We start from the raw sequence: 11,116 nt of genomic DNA, 5'->3' as shown, positions 1-11,116 counted from the left end.
GGTCTCTTGCCCTCCGATCCCGCTATTTCTTCTTGCCTTTTAATTTATATACATACGCCAGCACTTCAGCGACCGCCTGGAACAAGTCGCCGGGGATCGTGTCCCCGATGTCCGTCCTTGCATAGAGCGCCCGTGCCAGCGGCTTATTTTCCATCATGACTACGCCATGCTCCCTGGCAATCTCCTTGATGCGCAGCGCCATATAATCCTGGCCTTTCGCAATGATCTGCGGGGCCTCCATCTCGGAGCCGTCATACTTGAGAGCTACCGCAAAATGCGTAGGGTTGGTAACGATGACGTCCGCTTTGGGAATCTCCTGCATCATGCGCTGCATCGCCATACGCCGCTGGCGTTCGCGAATCTTCCCTTTAATCAGCGGATCACCTTCCATTTTTTTGTACTCATCCTTGATATCCTGTTTGGACATCCGCAAGCTTTTTTCATGCTCGTATCTCTGGTACAGATAATCCAGGACAGCCAGCACAAACAGACAGACACCGATTTTAATACCAAGCTCCATCGTCAGGCCTGCGGCATAGGACAGGATCTGGTCGCCCGTCAGCTCGGACATTTTGGACATATCGCCTCTCGTATCCCAGATGACACTGTATACAAGAAAACCGATGATGGTCATTTTCAGAATGGATTTCAGAAACTCTACTGCCGAACGCAATGAAAATATATTTTTCAAACCTTTAATCGGGTTAAGCTTGCTGAATTTGGGAGCCAAGCCTTCTCCTGTCAACAAAAAACCGACCTGCAAATAGTTTGCGACAATTGCAATCAAAAAAGCGGACACAAAAATGGGGGCCAATATCAGCAGAATCTGAATCCCATACTGGCCAAACATCGTGATCACATTTTCAGCAGTGACGTCCATCGTCAGCCTGTTCGTAAAGATATCCGTAAACAGCCGGACCGTACTGTCTTTAAAATAGGTGCCGAACATCATCAAGCTCAGCACGGAGATCAGCAGCACTGCTGATGTCGATATATCCTGACTCTTGGCCACCTGACCTTTTTGGCGGGCTTCCTGTTTCTTCTTGGGTGTAGCTTTTTCTGTCTTTTCCCCGGCGAAAAGCTGCAGATCAAGGGAGTATTTCAGCACTCAACAGGCACCTCCAAATCAGGCATTCGGGCGGCTGCCCACAACATCCAGCAGCGTGCGCATCGCCTCAAACATCACATTAAACAACCGCTCAAAGGAAACCGCGAGAGCCGGCATTAACAAAAACAGCATGATCAGGCCAACGATCAGCTTGACCGGTACCCCGATCACAAAAATGTTGAACTGCGGCGCCGTTTTGGCCAGAAAACCAAGTCCGACGTCAGTCAGAAAGGTAGCCACCACAATAGGAGCAGCCATTTGGAACGCCAGCAAAAAGGATTGGCTGAAGGTTCTGATTATAAATTCGGAAATGCTGCCGCCATATAATTTGACAAAAAAATCATTATCCAGCGGGACCCAATTATAACTGTACATAATGGCATCCAGCAGGTAATGGTGACCGTTCATGCTGAGAAAGAACAAGAGTGCGATGGTATATTTGAAATTGCCCGTAATCGGCACGGAAGCGCCTGTCATCGGATCAAAGACACTGGCGATACCGAGTCCGATCTGTATGTCTATAAATGAACCAGCCGTCTGAATCGCCATAAACATCAGATAAGCGACAAAACCCAGCAGCAGGCCAATCATGACTTCACGGATCACGAGGAGCGCGTAGCTTAAATCAGCCGGCACCTGCTCTTTGATTCCGAAGGTCAAATATATCAATATGGACAATACCGCTGCTATACCGACTCTGAATTGCATCGGAACCCCACGAGTGGAAAACACCGGCACAACTACAAAAAACGATGTGATTCGACAAAATATCAGCAAAAAAACAGGAAAACTCTGCAGTATCATCTCCATTCCGTCGGACCTATCCTATGTATCTATACAAATTATTGAGGATGTTGTAGGTGAAATCGACCATGGTCTGCAGGATCCAAGGACCAAACAGCAGCAGAGCAAGCAGAACCGCCACGATTTTAGGTACGAAGGCCAACGTCTGTTCCTGTATCTGGGTTGTTGCCTGAAATATGCTGATGATCAGCCCCACAACCAGTCCCAGAACAAGCATGGGCGCGCTCACGACAAGCACCGTATAAACGGCTTGACCTGCCAGCGAGATAATAAATTCTGATGTCATGGCCGTCCTCCCTGGAGTAAATCACAATCCATAAACTGTCATGTATTGAAGCTGAGCAGCAGTGATTTCACAACCAGATACCAGCCGTCCACAAGGACAAACAGCAGTATTTTGAAGGGGAGCGAAATCATGACCGGCGGCAGCATCATCATGCCCATAGCCATCAGGGTGCTTGATACGATGATGTCAATAATGAGAAATGGAATAAATATCATAAAACCCATTTGAAAAGCGGTCTTCAATTCACTGATCGCATAAGCCGGAACCATAACGGTCAAAGGAATTTCCTGATAATTGCTGGGCTTTTCCATTTTTGTGTATTTCATAAACAGAAGCAGATCTTTTTCTCGTGTATGTTTGAACATAAAGGTTTTAATCGGCTCCTGCGCCTTTTCCAGCGCTTCGGACTGGGAGAGCTCCCCCTTCAGATACGGCTGGAGTGCTGTCTCGTTCATGGTCGCAAACGTGGGAGCCATGATAAACAAGGTCAGGAACAGCGCAAGTCCCACCAATACCTGATTGGGCGGCATCTGCTGCGTGCCCAGTGAAGTTCTTACAAACCCGAGTACAATCACGATGCGGGTAAAGCTCGTCATCAGCATGAGCAGTGCAGGAGCAACGCTGATCACGGTAATAAGCAAAATAATGGACAGCGACGTTGTACCGGGCTGTCCGCTGTCTTGGCTGCCGATGTCAATGTTGATGTCCGGAATCGGCTGAGCGGCGGAGGCCGCTGTCACGGACAGGAAGCTGAACAAGACAAACAGCAAGCTGGCTAGTATAATCTTTTTTCTCATGCATCTCCCGACCGATCTGTATTATTGTCCTCATTCCGCAGCTTGTCCAGCTTGTCCTTACGGCTCGGCATTTGTCGAAGCTTGGACTCAAACAGTTCATGAAATGTGATCTCGTCCTCCAGTTCCTCCGGCCGGTCATGGCTTTTCCTGCGCAGCTTGTCACTCAGCTTGGCGATGAACGGGGCAAGCGGACCCTGCCGCAGAGTCGATTCCTGCTCAAGAGCGGCCACAATTCGCTCCACTTCCTCAGGATCAGATACTTTATCGATCAGACGAATTTCTTCTCCTACACCAACCAGATATATACTGCTTCCGATCTCAACAAGCTGCAGAGATTTGTTCGGAGCAAGGCCCACACCTCCCAGAACCCGGATGGACCTGCTGCCGAACCAACTCTGATTCTTTTTGCCCAGAAAGCGAATCAGGTAGAGAATCAATACAATAATGAAGGCAAGCGCAATAAAAACCGTAGCTGCGTTCCAAGCACTGAAACCTTCAATCCCTTCGCTGCCATTCATTACCGTCCCCTCCTGTCCTGTAGCCAACACAGTTTTTTAAGCGCCCAAAGTTTTGCTGATCGCTTCAATGACGCGGTCAGATTGGAACGGCTTCACGATGAAATCCTTGGCTCCTGCTTGAATAGCATCGATAACCATAGCCTGCTGGCCCATCGCGGAGCACATAATGACCTTGGCGTTGGCGTCAATTTTCTTGATTTCCTTCAAAGCGGCAATGCCGTCCATCTCTGGCATGGTAATGTCCATCGTAATCAGGTCCGGACGAAGCTCCTTGAATTTCTCGATAGCATGAGCGCCATCCTGAGCTTCCCCTACAACCTCGTAACCATTTTTCGTCAGGATGTCACGGATCATCATTCTCATAAATGCTGCGTCGTCAACAATCAAAATTCGGTTAGCCATGTAAAATAAATCCTCCCTAAATTATGCTTATTGTATTTTTTGAATCCGGTCCCATTGGCTTACAATATCCGTTACGCGCACACCGAAGTTTTCATCGATAACGACAACTTCGCCCTTTGCGATCAGCTTATTGTTCACCAGTATATCTACCGGCTCGCCGGCAAGCTTGTCCAGCTCGATAATCGAGCCCTGCGACAGCTCCAGAATATCCCTGATCTGCTTCTGGGTTCTTCCCAGCTCTACAGTCACCTTCAGAGGGATGTCCATCAACAGACCCAGATTGGTTTCATCTACCTGAGCGTAACCGCCGGACTGCAAATTTGCGAATTGAATGGGCTGTACATTCACATTCCGCCCCGGGGCAGAACCATAATGCTGAGGCGCTCCGTATGGCATTTGCTGTGGAGGCATTCCTCCTTGCATCGGAGGCTGCATATAGCCCATATCCTGCGGCGCCATCGGCGGCTGCGCATACTGCGGAGCAGCTTGTGGAGGCTGCGGCGGCTGCACTGGCGGTTGCGATGGCTCTGGCGGCGCAGTCTGCGGCGGTGCTGATGCAGGTGCCGGTTCAAGAGCAGGCTCGTCACCACCGCTGATCAGAATGCGAACCATCTCTTTTGCAAAAGATACAGGAAGCAGTTGCATGATCGTCGAGTCAATCAGATCCCCAATCAGCAGACGGAAGGACACCGTCACAAGCACCGCATCTGCCGGGAGACTGGATACCCCGTCTCCGCGGGCCGGATCAAGGATATCGATACCTGGGGGTGAAATATTGACAAACCGGTTAAAAATCGTCGACATGGAGGTAGCCGAGGAACCCATCATCTGATTCATGGCTTCCTGAACCGCACTGATATGAATTTCATTCAGTTCTTCATCTGCGGGATTTCCTCCCCCTCCAAGCATCAGGTCGGCAATTACCTGTGCATCCCGCTTTTTGATGACCAGCGAGTTAATGCCTTCGAATCCGTCAACATAATTGACATGAACAGCCACATGCGGTTTTGGGAATGTCGATTCGAATTCAGAACGTGTAATCACGGACACTCTAGGTGTCGTAATATCCACTTTAATTCCGAGTAATGTTGAAAGTGCCGTAGCGGCATTGCCGAACGTGATATTGCCGATTTCCCCAAGAGCGTCCTGCTCCAAAGGAGTAAGAAGATCGTCAATCGTTTCACCTGCTGCCGGGGAAGTCTCCCCGCCCATTTCGGTCTGTTTCAGGAGCGCATCTATTTCCTCCTGAGATAAATAATCCTTACTCGTCAAATTCTTCAACTCCTTCACTGACGATTTCGTCAATCTGGACGGCAACCCGTTCCTTCAGCACGCCGGGGCTTCCTTTAAATTTCAATCTATCCCCCAATTTAATGGACAGACCATCCTTCACAGATGTATCAAGGGAAATAACATCCCCAACAGAAAGACCCAAAAATTCGGAGACGGATATGGATGACTGGCCCAATTCGACTACAATCGGCAGCTGTGCTTTGCTCATCCGCTGCTTGAGCGCATCCACTTCCTCCGGCGCTCTGGACTTCTTCTCTGAGGTAAACCACTGATGCGTGGACAGCCTCGACATGATAGGCTCCACAACGACATGGGGAATACACAGATTAATCATGCCGCTGGTATCGCCAATCTTGGTGCTGAGCGAAATAAGAGCGATCGTCTCGTTAGGGGACACAATCTGCATGAACTGGGGATTGGTCTCCATCGCTTCAAGCTTTGGCGTTATATCAAGCACCGTTTTCCACGCTTCCTGCAAGCTTTGAAATGCTCTGCTGAAAATCCGCTCCATGATCGTCGTTTCAATCTCGGTCAGCGTACTGATTCTGGAAGGAGGAGAGCCGACGCCACCCAGCAGACGATCCAGCATCGCAAATGCGACATTCGGATGCACCTCAAGAACCATGCGGCCTTCAAGGGGCTCGGCTTCAAAGATGTTCAGTATCGTCATTTTGGGAATCGAACGAATAAATTCGTCATACGGCAGCTGTTCAACCTGAACGACACTAATTTGAACAAATGTTCTAAGCTGTGCAGAAAAGTAGGTTGTTAGAAAACGTGCAAAATTTTCATGAATTCGTGTCAAGCTGCGGATATGATCTTTGGAAAAACGGACAGCCCGCTTGAAATCATAGGAACGTATTCTTTTCTCCGTTTCTTCTTTCTTCAGTTCCTCCGCATCCATCTCACCCGAAGAGAGAGCAGCTAACAAGGCGTCAATTTCACCTTGCGAAAGTACATCCACCAATGTTTTTCACCCCCTTGCATGCTGAACCGGCCGCAATATTAAAGTGGAGCCAGCATAAAATTCGTAAATTTGGTGCTGGTCAGTTGGCCTTCAGGAAGTGTCTTATTGATCAAAGCCGTCAGCCTGTCCGTAAATTCCTCACGTCCTTTGGCCGTTCTGAGCTGCTCCGGTTTGGTATCTGCAAGTGTTTGAATGACAATCGGTTTAATGCTGATTTCCTTAATTTTTTCAAATGCTTCCTTGGACTTGCTGTTGTTCAACTGAAAAGCAAAATTGACAGCAACGACATAATCCGAATCCGCCAAATTAGTGCGGACCTCGGTAATTTCAGAAGTAACTTCAACAATTTCATCTGCAGAGAGCTTCGGAGCAGGACGCTCTTCGGCAGCAGCTTTTGATGATCCCTGTCCTGTCAGCTGGGGCAGGAGTAAAAAGGCAGCCACTACGATTAATGTAATCCCGAGCAGCATCGTAATGAGCCAAGGCAGCATCTTCTTCATATTTCTTCCTCCGTTTGTTGCACTTTTATCGTGGCTGCATGCATGCCGATGTCACGGTTGTATGCCTTGATCAAAGCCACAACATCAGCCGCTTTCTCGAGCACGATCAGCCTTTTTCCCGTCACCAGGGTGACATACGTATCAGGCGTTTCTTCCACGGTTTCAATCAACAATGCATTCAGCCACATCGGTGAACCGTTGAGCCGCGTTACAGGAATCATCGCTGCTTCTACCTCCTGATTGACAGGGGAGCTAAGCCCCCCTGCTTTTCACAAAAAATTAACGTTTCAGATTGACGACTTCTTCAAGGATGCTGTCACCGGTTGTAATGATACGGGAGTTCGCCTGGAAACCGCGCTGGGATACAATCATCTCGGTGAATTCATTGGTAAGCTCAACGTTCGACATTTCAAGCTGACCGGAAACAATCGCACCGGTTCCTGCTTCAGCGTCATTGCCACCAACGAATTCCTCAAACGCTCCACCGTCAATTGCATTGTTGGTAAGCCTGTATAAGTTTCCGCCGATTTTCTCAAGTCCTTCGGTATTGGGAACGGTCGCCAGACCGATTTGGGTAGCCAGTTCAACCGTTCCATCAGGCTGCGTCTCAGCGATAAATCCATCCTGCTGAATGGAGAAAGATGTAGTTTCCTCCCCAATTTGGATTGGCGCTCCACCGATATCACATACATACATGCCATCCGATGTAACGAGGTTGCGGTTAGCATCGACATGGAAATCGCCTGCACGGGTCAAATAAGGCACCTCCTGATCCCCTGTCATTTTGATGAGGAAAAATCCGTCCCCGTTAACGCGCAGGTCTGTAGGATTGTTAGTCGTTTGCGCACTGCCTGGCAAATGGAGCGTATCGATAGAGCTAACCGTTACACCCAGACCGATTTGCTTGGGATTGACACCACCGCCAGCATCGCCAGGTGCACTTGCGCCTGCAGTGGTCTGACTTAACATATCCTTAAACATAACCCGGCTCGATTTAAAACCTGTTGTATTTACGTTGGCGATGTTATTGCCGATCACGTCCAATTTTGTCTGAAAACCTTTCATGCCAGAGACACCAGAGTATAAGGATCTTAACATGTGTATTATTCCTCCTGAGTAGGTGAGGTTAATTTGCCACCGCTTCTGTCGATCAGCGGCTGGGCTTCCGGCTTCCTGTCGGGCCAGCCGGTTAAATAATGACGGCGCTGTCGATTTGGGTAAACACATTATCCTTCATCGATTGCTTGTCCATGGCAGTGACGACGGTACGATTTGTGACATTCACGATCAGAGCCATGTCCTGCATCAGGATCAGCGATTCCTTGGCCCCTTTGGCGGCCGCTTTATCCACCGCAGAAGTAATCTTGGCCAATTGCTCGGCGCCCAGTTCAATGCCGCGCTGTTCGAGGCGCTTGGCCGCATGATTGCTTAACGTAAGGACCTGCTCCTGCAGCATCTGTTTGAAGGATTTGTTATCATTCGCAACCGGAGTGCTGCTGTTCTTCGGGCCGGCCCCTGGCGGCACTTTGACGGGGAATAAACGTCCAACGATCATAGATTCATTCATGATGTTGCACTGCTTCCTGTTTCCGGTTCACCTGTCGGCTGCTCTGGTGCTGATTCTTCCGGTTTTTCTCCTGCAGGGTTTTTAATAGAAGTAATATCCGTCAGGGCAATCTCCTCTTTCCCTACAGTCGCATACTGTTTCCCGTCCCTTATTACAATGGAATCCACAATGCCGCTCTGTACAGTACCTTCCGGCTTTTCTCCGGTGATGGGGTCCGTCTTGCCTTCACTGATCCAGGTGATTTCCTTACCGATCATCGCAGAAGAAATACTGAGTGATTCAGTCATCGCTGTCAGCTGGGTGGAAATGTTCATCAGCTGTTCAACGGAAGTGAACTGTGCCATCTGTGCGATAAATTCCTTATCCTCCATCGGCTGCATCGGATCCTGATTTTGCAGTTGGGTGATCAACAGCTTCAGGAATTCATCCTTGCCGAGTGAGCTTGCGCTTCCGGTGCTATCGCTTTTTTGGTTGTTTGCTGCCCTGTTCACATTTTGTTCGGCATAATTCGGCCATATATTCGGAGTCGATGTTATGCTATCCGAAGCCATTCGTTGTTCACCCCCATTTTTAAGCCTCCGCAGTAAACGAGCTTTGGCCAGTACTGTTCAGACGCTGTTCCTTCGTCCAGGTACGAAGCTCTTCCGCCATTTCCGCGGCATTCAAGGCATCCTCATTTTCTTCTTTACCACGTGTACCGGGACGCCGCTCCCGCTGCTGCTGGTTGGCGCCGGATCCCTGATCCTGCTGGTATAAATGCGAGGACAAGGATTCATTGTGAGTGACTTCGACCTTATTCACCTGAATCCCCTGGTTGTGCAGGCTTGCGCGAAGATGGGACATCTGCTGTTCAAGCAGATCCTTTGCCCCGCCATGTTCTGTCATAAACTGGGCGACAAGCTGGCCGTTCGACATGCTTAGCTTGACTTCAAGCTGGCCCAAATGCTCCGGGCGCAGTATAATGGTCGCTTCGGACAAGCCGTTGTGCTTGACAATGTCCAGCTTTTGCACGACAAACTCCGTCATTTCCTTGGCAAAATGCCTCATATGCACTACGGGTCTTTCCGGCATCGCCGGTGCTGTACCGTTATTTTGAATAGTCAACTGTCCGGCGGTAGTCACACTGTTCACCGAAAATTTCTCGGCAGACGTGTCAGCCGATTCCAGAACAGCTGTATGATCCGTCTGCCCGTCACGGCTGGTTCCATCGCCGCTTGCTCCCTGCTGCTGCCCGCTTGACTGGATCTTCTGCTGGACCAAAGATGCAGAATCGGATAGATCTGAAGCCGGTGATAATGCTGCATCCGTATTGGACGTCTGGGCAGGATCAATCATCTTCTGCAATGACTGCAAAAGCTTTGCAACCTGTACTTGGTCCCCATCCGCAGCATCCAGCAGTTGTGCCACGTTATCCTGCAGGACAAAACGGATGGTTGCAGGGTGCTCAGCCAGACCGGTCGCGGTGGCGATGTCAGAGCCGTCATCCATGCTTTTTGTGTTTCCGTTTAGATACTGCTGCACTCCTGCCACCCATGCCTGGAGAGTGGAGAGCAACTCCGGATTACTTTCGAGCAGATCATCCAATTGATCAAGCTTTTGGAGCAAATCCGGCAGCATGTCAAGCAATGCGTCTCCCTGTCCCTCCTCTTCATGCCCTTCACCGTTCCCGGCCAGCAACTGAACAGCAGAAGCCATGAGCCCTGCCGCTGCGACAGTATTTTGCTCTGCTCCCATGACCTGAACAAGCGCCTCGTTAAATCCCGTGTTTCCCTGAGCCGAAGAAGCTGATGATGAACCTGCCTTTGCCCCGGTCTGAACTGCAGGAGAAGCATTCGGGCTAATCCGTATCGTAGACATTAAAATGTTCACCCCCTTTCCAATCTTTCGGCAACAGATCATGAAATTATTTGCTGGCAAGCAGCTTGTTCAAAATTTTGGCCGTTTGTGCCGAATTGCTCTTCGACATTTCCTCCAGTAAGCCTGATCGGGTAGAATCGTCTACAGTTCGCAAAATGTTTAACGCTTTTTCCGGACTTATTTTATATGTCTCAAGGATCAGCTTGGCGCCTTCTGCCGGTTTCATGGACGCAAATGTGCCGCCCAGCGCCTGGTCATCGATTGTTTTTGCAGGCGCCGGACCAGGCTGCTGATCTTTTTGCAGACGAGCCTGAAGAGCTGCTACCTCCAGATCGCTTGAATTTATCGTATTCTTCAGATCCATCGTAATTTCAGCAGCTTTTTGCGGATCCATTTTGGCGAGGATTTTCGACTGATTCTCCGGCGCCATGTATGTAAGCATCTGCACAATCTCCGGATTGGTCAGATTCGACAAAATAGGAGCTGCCTTGCTCGGGCTCATCGTCTCATACATTGAGGACAGGTTTTTGATCTGCTTCAAATATGGATCCTTGTCTGCTCCGGAATTTGCAGCGGCAGCGACGGCGGCTGCCGATTCCTGCTCAGCTTTTGCACTTTGGAGCTGTGCCTCAAGATCCTGGACCTTCTTGTCCTGTTCGGCTTTGGCCGTGGCGGTCTGCTTCAATTCCGCCTCCTGCTGGGACAGTTCGCTTTTCAGCTTTTCAATCGTGGCCTCGGAGCTTTTATTCTGGGCTTTTTCGTTTGCAGCCTTTTGCTCTTCAGGCGTCAGATCAGGTTCGGGGACCCAATTCTTGACTAGCGGAATTTTATCGGCCGTCTTAAGCAGACCATTCTTGAAATCTGTGTTAAACAATGTAAGCAGAACGACGACAAGCACAATGGTGAAAACGATCGGAATCAGAAAGAATAACAACCGTTCCACACCGCTGGCCGATTCCTTTTCAAGCTCCATTTCATTTCGTGGCATTTTATTCCTCCTCAAGCAGAACCTTCATC

The 11,116-nt window shown here is 49.5% G+C and carries 15 protein-coding genes; all 15 read right to left on the bottom strand.

Annotated features, from left to right (window positions below):
- Positions 1–22: 22 nt before the first annotated feature.
- Positions 23–1,105: a flagellar biosynthesis protein FlhB gene (flhB, locus tag ACE41H_RS07280; RefSeq protein ID WP_375354515.1), complete on the bottom strand. Its 1,083-nt coding sequence runs from the start codon at positions 1,103–1,105 to the stop codon at positions 23–25.
- A gap of 21 nt (positions 1,106–1,126) precedes the next feature.
- Positions 1,127–1,918 carry a flagellar biosynthetic protein FliR gene (fliR, locus tag ACE41H_RS07275; protein WP_375354374.1) on the bottom strand — a complete coding sequence of 264 codons (792 nt, stop codon included), beginning with the start codon at positions 1,916–1,918 and terminating at the stop codon, positions 1,127–1,129.
- 10 nt (positions 1,919–1,928) lie between these two features.
- A complete protein-coding gene (fliQ, locus tag ACE41H_RS07270; protein WP_375354373.1) occupies positions 1,929–2,198 on the bottom strand; it encodes a flagellar biosynthesis protein FliQ in 270 nt (89 codons plus the stop codon).
- Positions 2,199–2,236: 38 nt separating this feature from the next.
- On the bottom strand, positions 2,237–2,995 hold the full coding sequence (gene fliP / locus ACE41H_RS07265) for a flagellar type III secretion system pore protein FliP (protein ID WP_375354372.1): 759 nt from the start codon (positions 2,993–2,995) through the stop codon (positions 2,237–2,239).
- Positions 2,992–3,513: a flagellar biosynthetic protein FliO gene (locus ACE41H_RS07260; RefSeq protein WP_375354371.1), complete on the bottom strand. Its 522-nt coding sequence runs from the start codon at positions 3,511–3,513 to the stop codon at positions 2,992–2,994. Before ACE41H_RS07260 ends, fliP begins: the two co-directional genes overlap by 4 nt.
- 36 nt (positions 3,514–3,549) lie before the next feature.
- Positions 3,550–3,915 carry a response regulator gene (locus ACE41H_RS07255; protein WP_375354369.1) on the bottom strand — a complete coding sequence of 122 codons (366 nt, stop codon included), beginning with the start codon at positions 3,913–3,915 and terminating at the stop codon, positions 3,550–3,552.
- Positions 3,916–3,942: 27 nt separating this feature from the next.
- Positions 3,943–5,187, bottom strand: a complete 1,245-nt coding sequence (fliY, locus tag ACE41H_RS07250) for a flagellar motor switch phosphatase FliY (RefSeq protein ID WP_375354367.1) — start codon at positions 5,185–5,187, stop codon at positions 3,943–3,945.
- Positions 5,177–6,175 (bottom strand): flagellar motor switch protein FliM, encoded by a 999-nt coding sequence (gene fliM / locus ACE41H_RS07245; RefSeq protein WP_375354366.1) that lies wholly within the window; start codon positions 6,173–6,175, stop codon positions 5,177–5,179. The genes fliY and fliM overlap by 11 nt, the downstream gene beginning before the upstream one ends.
- Before the next feature lie 38 nt (positions 6,176–6,213).
- Positions 6,214–6,675, bottom strand: a complete 462-nt coding sequence (locus tag ACE41H_RS07240; protein ID WP_375354364.1) for a flagellar basal body-associated FliL family protein — start codon at positions 6,673–6,675, stop codon at positions 6,214–6,216.
- On the bottom strand, positions 6,672–6,896 hold the full coding sequence (locus ACE41H_RS07235) for a flagellar FlbD family protein (protein WP_375354362.1): 225 nt from the start codon (positions 6,894–6,896) through the stop codon (positions 6,672–6,674). Before ACE41H_RS07235 ends, ACE41H_RS07240 begins: the two co-directional genes overlap by 4 nt.
- 58 nt (positions 6,897–6,954) lie before the next feature.
- Positions 6,955–7,773 carry a flagellar basal body rod protein FlgG gene (gene flgG / locus ACE41H_RS07230; RefSeq protein WP_375354360.1) on the bottom strand — a complete coding sequence of 273 codons (819 nt, stop codon included), beginning with the start codon at positions 7,771–7,773 and terminating at the stop codon, positions 6,955–6,957.
- 91 nt (positions 7,774–7,864) lie between these two features.
- Complete coding sequence (locus tag ACE41H_RS07225; protein ID WP_375354359.1) at positions 7,865–8,242, bottom strand: TIGR02530 family flagellar biosynthesis protein; 378 nt, start codon at positions 8,240–8,242, stop codon at positions 7,865–7,867.
- On the bottom strand, positions 8,239–8,793 hold the full coding sequence (locus tag ACE41H_RS07220) for a flagellar hook capping FlgD N-terminal domain-containing protein (RefSeq protein WP_375354358.1): 555 nt from the start codon (positions 8,791–8,793) through the stop codon (positions 8,239–8,241). The genes ACE41H_RS07225 and ACE41H_RS07220 overlap by 4 nt, the downstream gene beginning before the upstream one ends.
- A gap of 19 nt (positions 8,794–8,812) precedes the next feature.
- On the bottom strand, positions 8,813–10,099 hold the full coding sequence (locus ACE41H_RS07215) for a flagellar hook-length control protein FliK (protein WP_375354356.1): 1,287 nt from the start codon (positions 10,097–10,099) through the stop codon (positions 8,813–8,815).
- A 46-nt stretch (positions 10,100–10,145) separates the two neighbouring features.
- On the bottom strand, positions 10,146–11,087 hold the full coding sequence (locus tag ACE41H_RS07210) for a MotE family protein (RefSeq protein WP_375354355.1): 942 nt from the start codon (positions 11,085–11,087) through the stop codon (positions 10,146–10,148).
- Between the last annotated feature and the right edge of the window lie 29 nt (positions 11,088–11,116).

The sequence above is a fragment of the Paenibacillus enshidis genome (assembly GCF_042136365.1).
GTDB classification, from domain to species: Bacteria; Bacillota; Bacilli; order Paenibacillales; family Paenibacillaceae; genus Paenibacillus; species Paenibacillus enshidis.
This window is presented reverse-complemented; position numbering and strand designations above follow the sequence as displayed.

Excerpts from the sequence above, each read along its gene's own strand:
- fliR (WP_375354374.1), bottom strand. The coding sequence starts at position 1,918 with ATGGAGATGATACTGCAGAGTTTTCCTGTTTTTTTGCTGATATTTTGT.
- fliQ (WP_375354373.1), bottom strand. The coding sequence starts at position 2,198 with ATGACATCAGAATTTATTATCTCGCTGGCAGGTCAAGCCGTTTATACG.
- fliP (WP_375354372.1), bottom strand. The coding sequence starts at position 2,995 with ATGAGAAAAAAGATTATACTAGCCAGCTTGCTGTTTGTCTTGTTCAGC.
- ACE41H_RS07260 (WP_375354371.1), bottom strand. The coding sequence starts at position 3,513 with ATGAATGGCAGCGAAGGGATTGAAGGTTTCAGTGCTTGGAACGCAGCT.
- ACE41H_RS07255 (WP_375354369.1), bottom strand. The coding sequence starts at position 3,915 with ATGGCTAACCGAATTTTGATTGTTGACGACGCAGCATTTATGAGAATG.
- ACE41H_RS07240 (WP_375354364.1), bottom strand. The coding sequence starts at position 6,675 with ATGAAGAAGATGCTGCCTTGGCTCATTACGATGCTGCTCGGGATTACA.
- ACE41H_RS07235 (WP_375354362.1), bottom strand. The coding sequence starts at position 6,896 with ATGATTCCTGTAACGCGGCTCAACGGTTCACCGATGTGGCTGAATGCA.
- flgG (WP_375354360.1), bottom strand. The coding sequence starts at position 7,773 with ATGTTAAGATCCTTATACTCTGGTGTCTCTGGCATGAAAGGTTTTCAG.
- ACE41H_RS07225 (WP_375354359.1), bottom strand. The coding sequence starts at position 8,242 with ATGAATGAATCTATGATCGTTGGACGTTTATTCCCCGTCAAAGTGCCG.
- ACE41H_RS07220 (WP_375354358.1), bottom strand. The coding sequence starts at position 8,793 with ATGGCTTCGGATAGCATAACATCGACTCCGAATATATGGCCGAATTAT.
- ACE41H_RS07215 (WP_375354356.1), bottom strand. The coding sequence starts at position 10,099 with ATGTCTACGATACGGATTAGCCCGAATGCTTCTCCTGCAGTTCAGACC.
- ACE41H_RS07210 (WP_375354355.1), bottom strand. The coding sequence starts at position 11,087 with ATGCCACGAAATGAAATGGAGCTTGAAAAGGAATCGGCCAGCGGTGTG.